Genomic DNA, 15,716 nt, shown 5'->3' on the forward strand with positions numbered 1-15,716 from the left:
ACCAATTTGCGGTGATGCCTCAACGTTGGGTGGTGGAGCGCTCATTTGCTTGGCTTGAGAAATGCCGACGGTTATGGAAGAACTGCGAGCGGAAACTCAATACCAGCTTGCAGTTCATCCATTTAGCCTTCCTCGTGCTGTTGCTCAAAAGATCGTGAACAGGCTCTAAGAGTAAGTGGCGGCTCAAGCGGTAATCGGGGGCGGCTCCATGACGGGGCTTGCTCCTTTACTTTTAGCGAACTTTATTCCAGCGGCAATCCATATGGCTTCGCAACGCACTTCCGACATCAATTCCACCCGGGTCTGGGCCCGTTTGCATCAGCACCAGCGCGCTACCCGGCACATGCATATGCGCGAGCTGTTCGACGCCGATCCGCAGCGCTTTCAGCGTTTTTCGCTGGAACTGGACGGCCTGTTGCTGGATTACTCCAAGAACCGCATCACCGAACGCACGCTTGAGTTGCTGTTCGAGCTGGCGCGGGAGGCCGATTTGGCCGGTTGGATGGAGAAGATGCGGAGCGGCGAGCGCATCAATGTCAGCGAAGACCGCGCGGTGTTGCACACGGCTTTGCGCCTGCCTGCCGGCGAGACGCTGGTGCTGGATGGTTGCGAGCTAGTGGCCGAGGTGCACGCGGTGCTCGCGCGGATGCGCGCGTTCAGCGAGCAGGTACGCGGCGGCGAGTGGAAAGGCTTCAGCGGCCGGCGCATTCGTCACGTGGTCAACCTGGGCATAGGCGGGTCCGATCTGGGGCCGCTGATGGTGAAGGAAGCGCTGGCCGCGTACGCGACGCCGGAGCTGGACGTGCATTTCGTCTCCAATGTGGACGGCGCGCACGTCGCGCGCACGCTGGAACGGCTGGACCCCGCCGAAACCTTGTTCATCATCGCCTCCAAGTCCTTCACCACGCCGGAGACCTTGCTGAACGCGCAGGCGGCGCGACAATGGTTTTTACAAGCCGGAAGCGAGGCCGACATCGCGCGCCATTTCGTCGCGGTGTCCACCAATCAACCGGCGGTGGAGGCTTTCGGCATCGATCCCGCTCACATGTTCGGTTTTTGGGATTGGGTGGGCGGCCGCTATTCCACCTGGTCTGCGATCGGCTTGCCGGTGATGCTGGCGATAGGCTTCGATCATTTTCAGAGCTTCCTGGCCGGCGGCCACGCGATGGACCGTCATTTCTTTTCCGCGCCGTTCGCCGCCAATATGCCGGTATTGCTGGCCTTGATAGGCGTTTGGTACAACACCTTTTACCGCGCTCATACCCATGCCATCATGCCTTACGACCACGGCTTGCGGCGCTTGCCGGCCCATGTCCAGCAATTGGACATGGAGTCCAACGGCAAGCGCGTCGGCCGTTACGGCGAGGCGCTGGATTTCGACACCGGTCCGGTGATCTGGGGCGAGGAGGGCGCCAACAGCCAGCACGCCTTTTTCCAGTTGTTGCATCAGGGGACGCGGCTGGTGCCCTGCGACTTCATCATCCCGATGCGCAGCCATTACCCTGTGGCCGATCAGCACCAAGTGCTGATGGCCAACTGCCTGGCCCAGACCGAGGCGCTGATGCGCGGCAAGGGCGAGGCCGAGGCGATGCGCGAGCTGGCGCATTTGCCGGGCGAGCAATTGGACATGCTGCTGCCGCAGAAGCTGTTCCCGGGCAACCAGCCGTCGAACACCCTGGCGCTGGACGAGGTGAGTCCGTACAGCGTGGGCATGCTGCTGGCCCTGTATGAGCACAAGGTGTTCGTGCAGGGGGTGATCTGGGGGATCAACTCCTTCGATCAATGGGGGGTGGAGTATGGTAAGCAGCTGGCGCGCCGCATTCTGCCCGAGTTGACGGCCAGTGACGACGCGCTGGCGCACGATAGCTCCACCAACGGCTTGATTCGCCATTTCAAATCGCGGCAATCTTAAGAGAAAGCACCATGCAAGAAAGCCTGGAGTTGGCCCGCCGTTTAGGCGAGCGTTTGCTGGCGGCGGGCGAGAGCGTCGCCGCCGCCGAGTCCTGCACCGGCGGCATGATTGCCGCGGCGCTGACCGACATCGCCGGTAGCTCGGCCTGGTTCGGTTACGGCGTGGTCACTTACAGCAATGAGGCCAAGCAACGTCTGCTGAAGGTGGAAGACGGCGCTTTGCGTGAGCACGGCGCGGTCAGCGAGGCGGTGGTGCGTCAGATGGCTGCCGGTGCGCAGAGCCTGGCCGGCGCGGACTGGAGCGTGGCGGTGTCCGGCGTGGCCGGTCCCGGCGGCGGCACGGTCGCCAAGCCGGTGGGGCTGGTCTGGTTCGGCATTGCCGGTCCCGATGGCTGGGGAGAGGCGTTCAGTTGCCGCTTTGACGGCGATCGCGCGCAGGTGCGCGCGCAAACCGTGATCCGCGCCTTGCAGCGTCTGGACGAGCTGTTGGCCGCGCGCAGCCGCGCCGCTTAGAGTCCACCCGCTGAAGCGCGGCGGGCTTTGAACAGGCTCTTAGTCTTTGTTGTCCGGTTTTTTGCGCGCACGCGGATGCGCGCCGTCGTAGACCTTGGCCAGGTGCTGGAAGTCCAGCGCGGTGTAGATCTGGGTGCTGGACAGATTGGCGTGCCCCAAGAGCTCCTGCACTGCGCGCAAGTCGCCGGATGATTGCAGCAGGTGGGAGGCGAAGGAGTGGCGCAGCATGTGCGGGTGCACGTGTTGCTGCGCGCCGGTCTTGAGCGCCCAGTCGCGCAAGCGTTTTTCCACCTGGCGGCCGCCCAGTCGCCCGCCGTGACGGGCGATGAAAACCGCGCGCTCGTCCGGCGCGGCCTGGCGCTGCGCCAGCCAGCGTTGCAGGCAGACGCGCGCCTCGGCGCCCAGCGGCGCGATGCGCTCCTTGCCGCCTTTGCCGCGGATGCGCAGCAGGTCGTCGGAAAAGTCCAGGTCTTCCAGGTTCATCCCCACCGCTTCGGATAATCGCAGCCCGCAGGAGTAAATCAGCTCGAACAAGGCGCGGTCGCGTATGGAGAGCGCGTCGTCGTCGTCGATGCGGTCCAGCAGGGCCGCGGTGCTGTCCACCGGCAAAGCCTTGGGCAGCGGCTTGTCCTGTTTGGGCGCGCGCAGGCCCTGGCTGGGATCGTCCGCGCGCTGTCCGCTGTCCAGCAGCCATTGGTAGAAACGGCGCCAGGCGGAGAGCTTGCGCGCCAGACTGCGGCTATGCAGGCCCTGAGCGTGCAATTTGGCCAGGGTTTTGCGCAGCTGAGCGTGCTCGGCTCGCTCCAGAGGGGCGGGGTGAAGCAGGGTCGCCAGCTGTTCCAGGTCGCGCAAGTAGGCGGCGGAAGTGTGGCTGCTGCGGCCGGCCAGCGCCAGCGAGGCGGCAAAGCGCTCCAGGGATTCCATCTTAGCGGCGCAGTTTGGCCATCTGCATCAGGCGATCGAACAATTGCAGGTCCTGCTCGCTTTTCAACAGCGCGCCAGCCAGCGGCGGCGGGGCGCTATCCTGATGGCGCTGCTTCAGCGCCGAGGCGTCCATGCCTTCCGCCGACAACAATTTCAACCAGTCCAGCAGTTCCGAGGTGCTGGGTTTTTTCTTCAAGCCCGGCAACTCGCGGATGGAGAAAAACACCTCCAGCGCTTCGCTGACCAGTTGTTGACGCAGCGAGGGGAAGTGAGCGTCGATAATCGCCTGCATGGTGTCCCGGTCCGGGAAGCGGATGTAATGAAAGAAGCAGCGGCGCAGGAAGGCGTCCGGCAGTTCTTTTTCATTATTGGAGGTAATGATAATGATGGGGCGCTGTCGCGCGCGCACGAACTCTTGGGTTTCGTGCACGAAAAACTCCATCTGGTCCAATTCCCGCAGCAGATCGTTGGGGAATTCGATATCGGCTTTGTCGATCTCGTCAATCAGCAGCACCGGCGCGGAGGCGGCGTCGAAAGCCTGCCACAGTTTGCCCTTGACGATGTAGTTGCGGATGTCGTGCACGCGGGCGTCGCCCAGCTGCGAGTCGCGCAGCCGCGACACCGCATCGTATTCGTACAGGCCGTGCTGGGCCTTGGTGGTGGATTTGATCGGCCAGACAATCAGTTCTCGGCCCAGGCTGCGGGCCACTTCCTCGGCCAGCATGGTTTTGCCGGTGCCGGGCTCGCCCTTGATCAGGAGCGGGCGTTCTAGCGTGATGGCGGCGTTCACCGCCATCATCAGGTCTTCTGTGGCGATGTAGTTGTCGGTGCCGGAAAATCGGGTATTGCTCGTCATGGGTGGGGATGGCTTCGAAATGGCGAAAGCAGCCGCGCGAACGGCTGCTTTGGCGGGGAAAGAGGTCAACGGGCGAATTCGCGTTCCAGGTCGTCCAGCGAAATGCCCCAGCTTTTCATCATATGGCTTAGCAGCGCCATTTCCGGCTCGCTGATGGTGCCGTCGGACTTGCTGATGTCCATGGCCAGCACGCAGGCCAGAATGCGTTTTCGGTGGTCGCTCACCTCGGCCAGCAGGCCGTTGATGCGTTCCGCGTCCAGCAAGTGGATGGTGCCGTCGTCGTTGGCTTCGTCGGAGACGTCGTCGCAGTAATCCACCAACACCTTGGTGAACTGCTTGCGCGGCAGGCCGATCAAGTCGTAGACGTGGAGTCTCTCCAGCAGCTCCAGCTCGCGCGGGTCCATATTGCCATCCGTGATCATAAACATGGCCAGCAGGCGCGCCAGTGCTTCCGGGCTATTGAGTGCGTATTTTCTCATGACGCCTTTCCTTTATTCTGATGTGACGCCTAGCCGCTCCAGAAACGCTGGGGGCATGGCGGCAGGCTTGCGGCTGGCGTAGTCGAAAAAGACTAGGCCTGTCTTCAATCTTGCCACTTCTTTCCCGGTTTTGTCATTGCTTGCCTGATAGAGCAGATCGAAACCGCGCGCGCCGACGTCGTCCACGGCCAGCGCGAAGCGCAGCACCTCGCCGTGAAAGGCCTCCGCGCGATAGAGGATGGCGGTGTCCGCCACCACGACGCCCAGACCCTCGATGCTGAGTTCGTGCGGATAGCCTAGACTTTGTAAAAAGCGCAGTCGCGCTTCCTGAGCCAGTCTTAGCACGGCGTCGTTGCCTAGGTGGCCGGCGTAGTTGATGTCTCCGATGCGGATATCGACGCGGGTTTCGAATGCGAAGCGCTCAGGCAGGACAATCTGGATTCTGGGCATGATGTGGGCTTTGGGCGAGTGGTTTGGCTGAGTTGTTTGTCTTAACCTGAGTCAACAGGGCAGCGGCTTGGTTTGATAGACTGCAAGTGTAAGGCAAATACAACAAGGAGCAGAGTCATGTATCAGCGCATATTCGTACCGGTGGATGATAGCGAGACCTCCAATCTGGCGTTGCAAGAAGCTTGCCATCTGGCCAAGGAGGTGGGCGCCAGTCTGAAGTTGGTGCATGTGGTGGATTTGGCCCAGTTCGGCTGGGGTGGGACTGAGTTTCTGGACGCGACCGAACTGCAAAAGTCGATCAAGCAGGCGGGAGAGCAGGTGCTGGGGCAGGCCGGGGCCAAGGCCAAGGAGTTGGGCGTGACGGCGGATTGCAAAATCCTGGAAAGCTGGGGAGATAAAATCGCCGCGGTGTTGGTGGACGACGCCAGCGCCTGGGGGGCAGATTTGATAGTGATGGGTACCCATGGTTGGAGCGGTTTGATGCATCTGCTGATGGGTAGCGTGGCGGAAGGCGTGCTTAAACTGGCGGACGTGCCGGTGTTGCTGGTGCGCAACCCCGGAGACTAGGCTGATGGCATGGCGGGCGCGCAGCTAGGGCGGGGTGCGGCGCGCCGTTGCTTGTCGGACAATCTTGAGGGTAAAAATAAAGCCAGCCGGCATTGCTGCGGGCTGGCTTTCCTCGCGGAAGAGGATCAAGCGGCGGTGATTTCCACGCTGCCGTCTTGGGCTTCCAGCTTGGTGCGAACCGCTTTGCGCAGGCTCTTGTACAGGTCCGGGTGGGTTTCCTTCAGGTACTCGACGATTTCGAAGTCTTCGCGGCGAACCTTGGACAGGTCGATCTGCTCTACGTGAACCAGGCGCAACAGTTCGCGCACCGGCTTGGGCATGTTGCGGCCACTTTCGTAACGGGAGCCGCCGGACTGGGTCACGCCGATGCGGCTCCAGAACTCTTGTTGGTTCAGGCCGAGCTTGCGGCGGATTTCACGCGGGTTGGGGATCTTTTCAAACAGTTTCATGAGTGTTCCTCTCAGTATCAAAGAATATTGGTTCTAATATTTTTTAGGTTTCGTGCCCTGCACCCTAAAAATAGCAAAAAAAATCCATCAGGAATAATTCTGATGCAAAAAAGTTAATGAAGTTCCGTTAAGTACCAACTTCGTTTTTTGCAATGTTAGTGGATTCTTATTGTCAAGGACAATGGGATTTGCAGGTCGAGACGCAAAAAGATACTGTGTGGTCGCTTTTTTGTAAAGCGTTTTGGCATTTGAGACTGAAAAAAAGGGGAGGGGCGGCGAGCCTGACCCCCGGCACTTGCGCTAAATAACTGTGGCTGCTTCCTTCCGGACCTGACCAGGTTCGCTATCGCGCAATGCGGGGAGACCCGCCTCAAGAGAAGACGCATTCTAACGACAAGCGGCCGTTTTGCCAAGCATGGCGTGCGTTTTTGTCGCGGGGACAGGGGCGGCGTCGGTTGCCGAAGCGTGACCGCGCAGGCAGACTGGGCGGCATCTATCTCAAAATACCGCGGCAAGCGTGGGAGTGTGTGATGACTCAATCAGCGCAAGAACTGTTGGCGGAACTGGTCCGCTTCGACACCACCAGCCGGCATTCCAATTTGCAGCTGATCGAATGGGTGCGAGCTTATCTGCTGAAACTGGGCGTGGAGTCGACCTTGACCTTTGACGACGATGGCGGCAAGGCCAATCTGTTCGCCCGCATCGGCGCGCCCGAATTGCCGTTGGTGGCCTTGTCCGGCCATAGCGACGTGGTGCCGGTGGATGGCCAGGTCTGGAGCAGCGATCCCTTCGTTTTGACCGACAAAGGAGATGGGCGGCTGCATGGCCGCGGCTCCGCCGACATGAAGGGCTTCATCGCCTGCGTGCTATCGCTGGCGCCCTGGTTCGCGGAGTTGGCCGCGCGCGGAGAATTAAGGCAGGGCATAGGCATCGCCCTGTCTTACGACGAGGAAGTCGGCTGCCTGGGCGTGGGGCGTCTGATAGACCGATTGGCGGCGGACGGGGTGAAGGTGTCCGGCTGCATCGTCGGCGAGCCCACCAGCATGCAGCCGGTGATCGCGCACAAGGGCATCGCCCATTTCCTGTGCAAGGTCCGCGGCCGCGCGGCGCATTCCTCGCTGACCCCACAGGGCGTCAACGCTATCGAGTTCGCAGCGCGATTGATTACTCATATTCGCAAGCTGGCCGACGCGGAGGCTTCGTTCGGTCATCGCCAGGCCTTATATGATGTGCCGTTCACCACCTTGCAGACCGGCACCATCCATGGCGGCACCGCTTGCAATATCGTGCCCAAGGATTGCGAGTTCATGTTCGAGTGCCGCTGGCTGCCGGGCGACGGACCTGAGCGTTTTGTCAGCTCCGTCCGTGACTACGCGGCCACCTTGCTGTTGGAGATGAAGGAGGTGGCACCGGAAGCGGAGATCGAGATTGAGCGGGTGGTGTACAGCCCGGCCTTCGAATCGTCGGAGAACAGCGAGGTGCGCCGCACTGTGGCGCGTTTGTGCGGCTGCGAGGGCGGCAAGGGCGTTGCCTACGCCACCGAGGCTGGCCTGTTCAGCGAGGCCGGCATCGCCTGCGTGGTGTTGGGGCCGGGCAACATCGAACAGGCTCACCGGCCTGATGAATACATCGAGATTGAACAACTGGAGCGGTGCGTGGCCTGGTTGCGGCGTTTAGGAGATGAGCTGGCGCAAAAGCCGTGAAGATTTTTTTGCGCTGATGGCCGAATAGCAGCAAAATCGCTGCCGGCGACAAGCCGAACACTCAAGTTGCCCGCCAGGGGGATCCCCTAGGCGGGCTTGTTTTATGGTGGCGTTAGAAGCTGCTCAACGTCCAGCCCAAAGGGGCGGCGAGCGTTGGCGCGGCGGTTGTCAGAAAGAAAAAATAAATGAGTCAGAACGTGGGATCTGTGCGGCAGGGAGGCGCGGCCAAGTCGCGAGACGGCTTCACCTCCAGCTTTGGCGTATTAGCTGCGACTCTCGGTTCCGCCGTGGGTCTCGGCAATATCTGGAAGTTTCCTTATCTGACCGGCACCAATGGCGGCGCCGGTTTTTTGGTGGTGTACGTGTTGGCCACATTGCTGGTGGGCCTGCCGGTGATGATCGCCGAGATCATGCTGGGTCGCAAAGCCAAGACCGACGCGGTGACGGCGCTGAAGACGCTGGCGCCCGCCGGCCAGCCGTGGTGGTTGATCAGCGCCTTCGGCGTGCTGGCCGCCTTCCTGATTATGGCTTTCTATTCGGAAGTGGCGGCCTGGGTATTCGCCTACGTGTTCAAATCCTTGGGCGGCGGCCTGTTGTCCAGCGACCCCAAGGCCACCTCGCAGGCGTTCAGCGCGCTGATTTCCGATCCGGTGCAGTCTTTGCTGTGGCAATGGCTGGTCTTGCTGTTGATCGGCGGTATTTTGCTGATGGGCGTGTCCAAGGGCATTGAGGCGGTGACCAAGAAGCTGATGCCCTTGTTGTTTCTGCTACTGTTGGTGATCGGCGCGCGCAGCCTGATGCTGCCCGGCGCGGCCAAAGGGTTGAACTTTCTGTTCACCCCCGATTTTTCCAAGATCAGCGGCGCGGTGGTGCTGACAGCGGTGGGTCTGGCCTTCTTCAAGCTGTCCATCGGCATGGGCACCATGATCACCTACGGCAGCTATTTTCGCGATGATCAAAACATCCCCGTCACCACATTCCGGGTGATGTGCGCGGATTTATTCGTTTCCATTCTGGCCGGCATCGCCATTTTCCCCGCCGTGTTCGCTTTCGGCTTCGAACCGGCGGCGGGGCCGTCGCTGTTATTCATCACCATTCCGGCGGTGTTCGCCAGCATGCCGCTGGGCAATGTGTTCATGGTGGCCTTCTTCGTGCTGGCCGCAATCGCGGCCACCGGCGCGATGTTGTCCATCCTGGAGGTGCCGGTGTCGGTGTTCAGCGAGCGCTTCGGCATCAGCCGCGTCAAGGCCACCGTGATCAATTTGCTGTTGCTGGCCTTGGTGGGCGCGGGCTGCGCCTTGTCCAACAGCACGCTGTCCGGCTTCAAGCCTTTCGGCATGACTTTGTTTGATCTGTTCGACTTTGTAACCTCTAACCTGCTGATGCCTTTGGGCGGCATCTTCCTTTGCCTGTTCGTTGGCTGGGTGTGGGGCTTTGAACGGCTGAAGCAGGCGTTGAGCAATGAGGGCAAGCTGAAGAACGAGGGTTTGTTGAAGGCGCTGTTCTTCGTGCTGCGCTATGTGTCGCCGCTGTTGATTCTGGTGGTGATGCTCAAGGGCCTGGGCGTGATCTGAGCCGCGGCTCACGCTGAGGTCTTTGTACGCCAAGCGGAACGCACATGAGAAGGAGCCGACAGGCTCCTTTTTCATTTTGCACAAGCGATCAGGGTTGGGCGACGTCGTCTTCCGGTATCACCACCGGCGGAGGCGTGAAGCCATTTATTTCTCGGGCGTTTTTTTCCAATAGCAGCACGATGCTGGTGTTGAGCGCGCCGAAAGCCCAGCTAACCAGGAAAAACACCGAATAGGCCGAAAGTTTGTCGTTGAACAGGATTTTGCCGTGCAGACTGAGCTCGGCCGGGTCGAAAATGGAAAAGAATACCCCAGTCGCCAAGATGGCGATGATGAAGGAGGGCCAGAACAGCAAGATACCTTTTTTCATGAGTCATGCTCCTGTGGCTGCCGCAACGGAATGCTTGGGTGGCTGGTGTCAGGGTAATGGCCGGGCGTCGCGCTGTCAAAGCGCTGCGGCGACGGATGGCGGCCCGGAGAAGGGCTCTCCATGTTAGACTGTGGCTATCCGGTTTTTCTTGTCCAGCCGGCCAGGGCGCGCGCTTTTGGCCGGTTGTTGCGTAAAGTAATGGAGCCTTGCATGACCTCTTCGATCTTCTCCGCCGTAGAACTGGCGCCGCGCGACCCTATCCTGGGCCTGAACGAAGCATTCAACGCCGATACCCGCACCACTAAGGTGAATCTGGGCGTCGGCGTTTATTCCGACGACAACGGCAAGATCCCGCTGCTGGCGGCGGTGAAGGCCGCGGAGAAAGCTCGTCTCGAAACCATGCCGCCTCGCGGCTACCAGCCGATCGAAGGCGCTCAGGCTTACGACAGCGCGGTGCAGAACCTGTTGTTCGGCGCGGACAGCGAGTTGATCAAGGCGGGGCAGGTAGTGACCGCTCAGGCCTTGGGCGGCACCGGCGCCTTGAAAATCGGCGCGGACTTTCTGAAGCGTCTGAATCGGGAGGCCAAGGTCTACATCAGCAACCCTAGCTGGGAAAACCACCGCGCGCTGTTTGAGTCCGCTGGTTTCGAAGTGGAAAACTACCCGTATTACGACGCGGCCACCCGCGGCGTCGATTTCGACGGCATGCGCGCTTTTCTGGCGCAACTGCCGGCAGGTTCCGTGATCGTACTGCACGCCTGCTGCCACAATCCCACCGGCGCCGACCTGTCCGACGCGCAATGGGCCGAGGTGGTGCAAGTTTGCCGCGAACGCGGCCTGGTGCCCTTCCTGGACATGGCTTACCAAGGCTTTGCCGACGGCATCGACGCCGATGCCGTGGCCGTGCGCCTGTTCTCGGCCTCCGGCCTGCAGTTCTTCGTGTCCAGCTCCTTCTCCAAGAGCTTCTCGCTGTACGGCGAGCGCGTGGGCGCTTTGTCCATCGTCACCGCCGGCAAGGAAGAGTCCGCGCGCGTGCTGTCCCAGCTGAAGCGCGTGATCCGCACCAACTATTCCAACCCGCCGATTCATGGCGGCGCGGTGGTGGCCGCGGTGCTGTCCAATCCGGAACTGCGCCAGCTGTGGGAAGACGAGCTGGCCGGCATGCGCGATCGCATTCGCGCGATGCGCGTGGGCTTGGTCGAGGCGATCAAGGCCGAAGGCGTGGCTCAGGACTTTTCCTTTGTCGCCCAGCAGCGCGGCATGTTCTCTTATACCGGCCTGAGCGCGGCCCAAGTGGAGCGCCTGCGCGCCGACTTCGGCATCTACGCCGTGTCCACCGGCCGCATCTGTCTGGCGGCGTTGAACAACAAGAACCTGGCCTATGTGGCTTCCGCCATCGCTCAGGTGGTGAAGGCGGGCTAAGCCTGGCCGGTTTTGATGTCAAGCATCGCCAAAGCCCCGCAAGTCGGGGCTTTTTTTCAATCGGCCGATCGCCGGCCGTAGTCAAGGAGCAGATTCATGCAATTGCACAGCCGCAGCTTTCAAGACGGGGAACGCATTCCGGGCCGCCTGGCCTTCTGCGTGCCGGACGCGGGCAGCCATGTCGCGCTGTCCGACAACCTCAACCCGCATCTGACCTGGAGCGGAGCGCCGGCGGGGACGCGCTCGTTCGCGCTGATTTGCCATGATCCGGACGTGCCGTCGCGCGGAGACGACGTCAACCAAGAGGAGAGGGAAGTGCCTGCGGATCTGCCGCGAGTGGACTTCTATCACTGGCTGCTGTTGGACATCCCCGCTGGACAGGACGAAATCGCCGAGGGCGGCCACAGCGCGGGCGTGAGCGCGCGCGGCAAGAGCGGCCCAGGGGCCCCGGGCGGTTTGCGTCACGGCGTCAACGACTACACCGGCTGGTTCGCCGGCGACGCGGCGATGGCGGGGGACTATTACGGCTACGACGGCCCATGCCCGCCGTGGAACGACAGCTTGGAGCACCGCTATGTCTTCACCGTGTACGCTTTGGATGTGGCCAGCCTGCCGGTGGTCGGGGCGTTGACGCCGGCCAACATCATGGCGGCTATCGACGGCCATGTGCTGGCGTCGGCAAGCCTGACCGGGCGCTATACGCTGAATCCGCGTTTGCTGTAACCGTCTCGCAATGTAAAGAAGTGGCAAAAAGGACAGTTTGTCTCTCTCCCAAGGCAGAGGCCTCTGGCAAGGGATTGCAGTGGGCTAATAAAATGCAGCATGATGTTGCGGCGTTTACCGTCTTCGCGGCTGATTTGGTTAGGCGGCCACGCCCATGCGGTGCTTTGAACCGCAGTCCGCCAAAAGCGGCAAACGATAACAACATCAAAGGGGATTAACTGTCATGGTTGCAAACACTGTTAAAGACAAGCTGCCGGCCGCCGTATTGGCGACGGGGGCTTTTGACGCGGACGATGCCGATGTGCGCAACAATCTGGGGCTGATGGGTTTGTTGGATGTGAATTCCGGTGATGGCCGCTATCGCCTGACCGCAACGCTGGAGCCGGAGGTCGAAGGCGTGGACAATGTTCAGGCCTGGGTCTTGGAAATGGAGCTTGTGACTTTGGCCACTGGGCAGGTTCTGCGTTGCAAACAGGCCGGCGTCGCCTACGCCGGACCGACGCCGGGCAGCCATCTGCGCCGCCTATTGGCCAACGGTCAACTGCAGGGGTATTTACAACTGGCCGCCTAACCCGGTTTCGCCGTCAGCAGGAAATAAGCCGCCGCGTCACGCCGCGGCTTAATTTTTTTCTCCGCCGGGTATTCATCGTCTACGAGCGCCTGCCGCGAACACTATAAAAAACGGTACAATCGCCGCAGTCGAGCCGACATCGGGTTCGGGCTTGGCCGTTAATTTTCGACATCGTCAGAGGTTGTGAACTGTGTGGTTTGTGCTGTGTGTGCTGCTGTTGATGCTGGGTGCGTTGGCTTGGCTGGTGTATACCGGCCGTGTCGTCTTGTCCGAATGGACCCAAAAGCTGGATCGCTTGTTGGGCATGTCGCCGCCGGAGCGCCATGAGCCGGACTACTTCGCTGAGGAGGCCGACGCCGGGCTGAGCGCAGCGGAGCCCGGGGCCGGGCAGCGAACCGAACCAACGGCATCCCGCGACGCGGCTTCCGCCGCCGAACCGGGGCCGACAAGCCCCGCCGCGCCGCAGCCTGCCCCTGAGGGTGAAGCGCCGCTGGCCGCGCCCGAGCGTGAAACCATCGTGCTGCCGAAACGACAGGCTGCGCCACCTCAAGCCAAGTCCGAGCTGCCTACGCTGGAACTGTCCCGCGAATACCGCAAGCGCGTGCGCCAGCCGTCGGCCGAGCAAGAACAGGCCAAGGATCTGCCGGTGATTGGCTTGCATGAGCTGCAGCATAATTTGCAGTCGGACTATCGCCGTCGTCAGGCCTCCCGGGTGCTGACGCAGAACATCAAGGCGCAGGGTGCGTCCGCCTTGCCGATGATCGAGCCCAGCGAAGTGCGCGAGCAGTTGCGCCACATTCATTCCAAGCGCGGCAAAACCATGGCTGCGCCCCTTCCTGCCGCCATGCGTCCGCTGACCGTCAAGCCGCAGGAGGAGATGGAGCCGCAAATCGTGCCGCCTCCCGTGGTGCGGCATGAGTTGCCAGCCAGCGCGCGGCCGGCTCAACACGGCTGGCTGGCGCCGGCGCGGCCGTCGGCGCCGCCGGCTGAGCCGGAGGTCGTCGCCTTTGTCCAGGCTTCCGATGGTCTTGACGCGCCGGCTGAGCCGGAAATCGCCGCCGCTGTCGACGCGTCCGATAGGCTTGCGGAGATGCCGGTGGAACTTGAGGCGGCTGCGGGCGCGCCGGATGCGATGTTCTCGGAACCAGAGGTCTTTGCTGACTCCGTGTTCGAGGCGTCGTCGGAGCCTGAAGTCGCCGCTGCTGTCGATTTGCCCGCGCCAACACCTGCGGCGCCCGACATTGCCGTTTTAGCTGCGTCGCTAGCGCGTCTGTCCGAGCCGTCGCCGGCTTTCATGGCGACAAGAGCGCCGGACCCCGTCTCCTCTGAGGCGGATGCGCCGCACATCGCGGAGCCGGCGCCGTGGCGCTGGCCACAGACCCGTTCGGTGTTGGTGCAGGAGGAGGAAAAGCCGGCCGTGGTGCAGCGCGAAAGTGTGCCGGCGGAGCCGCCGTCGGTGGCCGCCGCGGCGCAGCAGCTTGCCGCCAAGCCGCTGCCTTGGGTTTTGATCGACGCTCCCGTCGCCGCGACGGACGAAGCGTCGGCGGAGAAGGGGCTGCCTTGGGACGCCGCGCCTGAGCCCGACAGCTGGGCGCAACAGGCGCAGCAGCAGGTGGAGCGGGCCGCCGAGCCGGCGCCGCCCAAGCCGCGGCCGGTATACGACGATTACGGCTTGCCGGGGCTGGATTTGCTGCGCCCGGCGGACGAGGCGACGGTAACTTGCTCGGAAGAGGAGCTGCTGGAGCGGGGCATCGTCATCGAGGAAAAACTGGCCGAGTTCAAGGTCAAGGTCAGCGTGGTGGACGCCTACGCCGGCCCGGTGATCACCCGCTACGAAGTGGAGCCGGCGGTGGGCGTGCGCGGCAATCAGGTGGTCAATCTGATGAAGGATTTGTCGCGCGCGCTGGGCCTGGCGGCGATCCGGGTGGTGGAAACCATACCGGGCAAAACTTGCATGGGTTTGGAACTGCCCAATCCCAAGCGTCAGATGATCCGCTTGTCCGAAATATTCTCCTCCGAGGTGTTCCAGCAACCGCGATCGCGTTTGACCCTGGCGCTGGGCAAGGACATCACCGGCCAGCCGGTGGCGATGGACTTGGCCAAGGCGCCGCACCTGCTGGTGGCCGGCACCACCGGCTCCGGCAAATCGGTGGGCGTCAACGCGATGATTCTGTCCATGCTCTACAAGGCGCGGCCGGATGAAGTGCGCTTCATCATGATCGATCCCAAGATGCTGGAGCTGTCGGTGTACAACGACATCCCGCACTTGCTGGCGCCAGTGGTCACAGATATGAAGCTGGCCGCCAACGCGCTGAATTGGTGCGTGGGCGAGATGGAGCGTCGTTACCGGCTGATGAGCGCGCTGGGCGTGCGCAATCTGGCCGGCTACAACGACAAGGTGAGCGAGGCCGAGGCCATGGGCCAGCGCATCGGCAATCCGTTCAGCCTGACGCCGGAAACGCCGGAGCCCTTGGAGGCGCTGCCCTTCATCGTAGTGGTGGTGGACGAGTTCGCCGATTTGATGATGGTGGCTGGCAAGAAGATCGAGGAATTGATCGCGCGCTTGGCGCAGAAGGCGCGCGCCGCCGGCATCCACTTGATCCTGGCCACCCAGCGGCCGTCGGTGGACGTGATCACTGGCCTGATCAAGGCCAATATCCCGACGCGGATCGCCTTCCAGGTGTCCAGCAAGGTGGACAGCCGCACCATTCTGGATCAGATGGGCGCGGAAAGTCTGCTGGGCCAGGGCGATATGCTGTTCCTGCCGCCGGGCACCGGCTATCCGCAGCGCGTGCACGGCGCCTTCGTCACCGACGACGAGGTGCATGCCATCGTCGAGCATCTGAAGCAGTTTGGCGAGCCGGATTATGTGGAGGGGTTGCTGACTGGCGAGAGCGAGGCGGAGGAGGAGTCCGCCGCGGCTACGGCCAAGGCGCAGGCGGCCAGCGAGAGTGATCCGTTGTACGACGAGGCGGTGGAAATCGTGATGCGCACTCGCAAGCCGTCGATTTCCTCTGTGCAGCGCCATCTGCGCATAGGCTATAACCGCGCCGCGCGCCTGATTGAAGAAATGGAAGCCGCAGGCATCATCAGCCCGATGGAAAGCAACGGCAACCGGACGGTGCTGGTGCCGCAGCGCGAGCTGTGAAAATCGCTTTACGATCTCCTGCGCTTCGTGATGCTCATTACCGTATGAGCATTTCGCTT

The 15,716-nt window shown here is 62.0% G+C and carries 16 protein-coding genes and 1 other RNA gene; 10 read left to right on the forward strand and 7 right to left on the reverse strand.

Features of this window, described 5'->3' with window-relative positions; all coding sequences use genetic code 11:
- The 3 genes from B0T39_RS12385 to B0T39_RS12395 all read left to right on the forward strand — a co-directional run.
- A partial coding sequence (locus B0T39_RS12385) for a transposase (protein WP_141111204.1) occupies positions 1–158 on the forward strand: 158 nt, incomplete at its 5' end.
- 104 nt (positions 159–262) lie between these two features.
- Entirely contained in the window at positions 263–1,912 is a 1,650-nt protein-coding gene (gene pgi / locus B0T39_RS12390) for a glucose-6-phosphate isomerase (protein ID WP_081547027.1), read from the forward strand.
- 23 nt (positions 1,913–1,935) lie between these two features.
- Entirely contained in the window at positions 1,936–2,424 is a 489-nt protein-coding gene (locus B0T39_RS12395) for a CinA family protein (RefSeq protein ID WP_439896891.1), read from the forward strand.
- Between the two features lie 39 nt (positions 2,425–2,463).
- On the opposite strand, the gene xerC is transcribed toward B0T39_RS12395, so the two are convergent.
- The 4 genes from xerC to B0T39_RS12415 all read right to left on the reverse strand — a co-directional run bounded on the left by xerC (position 2,464) and on the right by B0T39_RS12415 (position 5,133).
- Positions 2,464–3,348 carry a tyrosine recombinase XerC gene (gene xerC, locus B0T39_RS12400; protein WP_081547031.1) on the reverse strand — a complete coding sequence of 295 codons (885 nt, stop codon included), beginning with the start codon at positions 3,346–3,348 and terminating at the stop codon, positions 2,464–2,466.
- A gap of 1 nt (position 3,349) precedes the next feature.
- On the reverse strand, positions 3,350–4,204 hold the full coding sequence (locus B0T39_RS12405; protein ID WP_081547033.1) for an AAA family ATPase: 855 nt from the start codon (positions 4,202–4,204) through the stop codon (positions 3,350–3,352).
- Positions 4,205–4,269: 65 nt separating this feature from the next.
- The gene (locus B0T39_RS12410; RefSeq protein ID WP_081547035.1) at positions 4,270–4,683 is read right to left on the reverse strand and encodes a hypothetical protein; all 414 of its coding nucleotides are present in this window, start codon (positions 4,681–4,683) and stop codon (positions 4,270–4,272) included.
- 12 nt (positions 4,684–4,695) lie between these two features.
- Positions 4,696–5,133 (reverse strand): acyl-CoA thioesterase, encoded by a 438-nt coding sequence (locus B0T39_RS12415; protein WP_081547037.1) that lies wholly within the window; start codon positions 5,131–5,133, stop codon positions 4,696–4,698.
- A gap of 117 nt (positions 5,134–5,250) precedes the next feature.
- On the opposite strand from B0T39_RS12415, the gene B0T39_RS12420 reads away from it, so the two are divergent.
- Entirely contained in the window at positions 5,251–5,700 is a 450-nt protein-coding gene (locus B0T39_RS12420) for a universal stress protein (RefSeq protein ID WP_081547039.1), read from the forward strand.
- Positions 5,701–5,825: 125 nt separating this feature from the next.
- On the opposite strand, the gene B0T39_RS12425 is transcribed toward B0T39_RS12420, so the two are convergent.
- Both B0T39_RS12425 and ffs read right to left on the reverse strand, forming a co-directional pair.
- Complete coding sequence (locus B0T39_RS12425; protein WP_081547041.1) at positions 5,826–6,149, reverse strand: helix-turn-helix domain-containing protein; 324 nt, start codon at positions 6,147–6,149, stop codon at positions 5,826–5,828.
- A gap of 271 nt (positions 6,150–6,420) precedes the next feature.
- An RNA gene (gene ffs / locus B0T39_RS12430) (signal recognition particle sRNA small type) lies at positions 6,421–6,519 on the reverse strand.
- A 160-nt stretch (positions 6,520–6,679) separates the two neighbouring features.
- Between ffs and argE the strand changes: the two genes are divergently transcribed.
- Both argE and B0T39_RS12440 read left to right on the forward strand, forming a co-directional pair.
- Positions 6,680–7,852, forward strand: coding sequence for an acetylornithine deacetylase (argE, locus tag B0T39_RS12435; protein WP_081547043.1), 1,173 nt, complete (start codon positions 6,680–6,682; stop codon positions 7,850–7,852).
- A 185-nt stretch (positions 7,853–8,037) separates the two neighbouring features.
- Positions 8,038–9,426 carry a sodium-dependent transporter gene (locus B0T39_RS12440; protein WP_081547045.1) on the forward strand — a complete coding sequence of 463 codons (1,389 nt, stop codon included), beginning with the start codon at positions 8,038–8,040 and terminating at the stop codon, positions 9,424–9,426.
- An 88-nt stretch (positions 9,427–9,514) separates the two neighbouring features.
- Here the strand turns inward: B0T39_RS12440 and B0T39_RS12445 are convergent, their stop codons facing one another.
- Complete coding sequence (locus B0T39_RS12445) at positions 9,515–9,793, reverse strand: hypothetical protein (protein ID WP_081547047.1); 279 nt, start codon at positions 9,791–9,793, stop codon at positions 9,515–9,517.
- Between the two features lie 222 nt (positions 9,794–10,015).
- Here B0T39_RS12445 and B0T39_RS12450 point away from each other — a divergent pair, with 222 nt between their 5' ends.
- From B0T39_RS12450 to B0T39_RS12465, 4 genes are all read left to right on the forward strand, one after another.
- The gene (locus B0T39_RS12450; protein WP_303245582.1) at positions 10,016–11,215 is read left to right on the forward strand and encodes an amino acid aminotransferase; all 1,200 of its coding nucleotides are present in this window, start codon (positions 10,016–10,018) and stop codon (positions 11,213–11,215) included.
- A 96-nt stretch (positions 11,216–11,311) separates the two neighbouring features.
- Positions 11,312–11,938: a YbhB/YbcL family Raf kinase inhibitor-like protein gene (locus B0T39_RS12455; protein ID WP_081547051.1), complete on the forward strand. Its 627-nt coding sequence runs from the start codon at positions 11,312–11,314 to the stop codon at positions 11,936–11,938.
- Between the two features lie 223 nt (positions 11,939–12,161).
- Positions 12,162–12,509, forward strand: a complete 348-nt coding sequence (locus tag B0T39_RS12460; protein ID WP_081547053.1) for a hypothetical protein — start codon at positions 12,162–12,164, stop codon at positions 12,507–12,509.
- A gap of 190 nt (positions 12,510–12,699) precedes the next feature.
- Positions 12,700–15,657, forward strand: a complete 2,958-nt coding sequence (locus B0T39_RS12465) for a DNA translocase FtsK (RefSeq protein WP_254894548.1) — start codon at positions 12,700–12,702, stop codon at positions 15,655–15,657.
- Positions 15,658–15,716: the final 59 nt, after the last annotated feature.

Origin of the sequence: Chromobacterium haemolyticum, from assembly GCF_002081825.1 — a bacterium.
Lineage (GTDB): Bacteria > Pseudomonadota > Gammaproteobacteria > Burkholderiales > Chromobacteriaceae > Chromobacterium > Chromobacterium fluminis.

Excerpts from the sequence above, each read along its gene's own strand:
- pgi (WP_081547027.1), top strand. The coding sequence starts at position 263 with ATGGCTTCGCAACGCACTTCCGACATCAATTCCACCCGGGTCTGGGCC.
- xerC (WP_081547031.1), bottom strand. The coding sequence starts at position 3,348 with ATGGAATCCCTGGAGCGCTTTGCCGCCTCGCTGGCGCTGGCCGGCCGC.
- B0T39_RS12405 (WP_081547033.1), bottom strand. The coding sequence starts at position 4,204 with ATGACGAGCAATACCCGATTTTCCGGCACCGACAACTACATCGCCACA.
- B0T39_RS12410 (WP_081547035.1), bottom strand. The coding sequence starts at position 4,683 with ATGAGAAAATACGCACTCAATAGCCCGGAAGCACTGGCGCGCCTGCTG.
- B0T39_RS12415 (WP_081547037.1), bottom strand. The coding sequence starts at position 5,133 with ATGCCCAGAATCCAGATTGTCCTGCCTGAGCGCTTCGCATTCGAAACC.
- B0T39_RS12420 (WP_081547039.1), top strand. The coding sequence starts at position 5,251 with ATGTATCAGCGCATATTCGTACCGGTGGATGATAGCGAGACCTCCAAT.
- B0T39_RS12425 (WP_081547041.1), bottom strand. The coding sequence starts at position 6,149 with ATGAAACTGTTTGAAAAGATCCCCAACCCGCGTGAAATCCGCCGCAAG.
- argE (WP_081547043.1), top strand. The coding sequence starts at position 6,680 with ATGACTCAATCAGCGCAAGAACTGTTGGCGGAACTGGTCCGCTTCGAC.
- B0T39_RS12440 (WP_081547045.1), top strand. The coding sequence starts at position 8,038 with ATGAGTCAGAACGTGGGATCTGTGCGGCAGGGAGGCGCGGCCAAGTCG.
- B0T39_RS12445 (WP_081547047.1), bottom strand. The coding sequence starts at position 9,793 with ATGAAAAAAGGTATCTTGCTGTTCTGGCCCTCCTTCATCATCGCCATC.
- B0T39_RS12455 (WP_081547051.1), top strand. The coding sequence starts at position 11,312 with ATGCAATTGCACAGCCGCAGCTTTCAAGACGGGGAACGCATTCCGGGC.
- B0T39_RS12460 (WP_081547053.1), top strand. The coding sequence starts at position 12,162 with ATGGTTGCAAACACTGTTAAAGACAAGCTGCCGGCCGCCGTATTGGCG.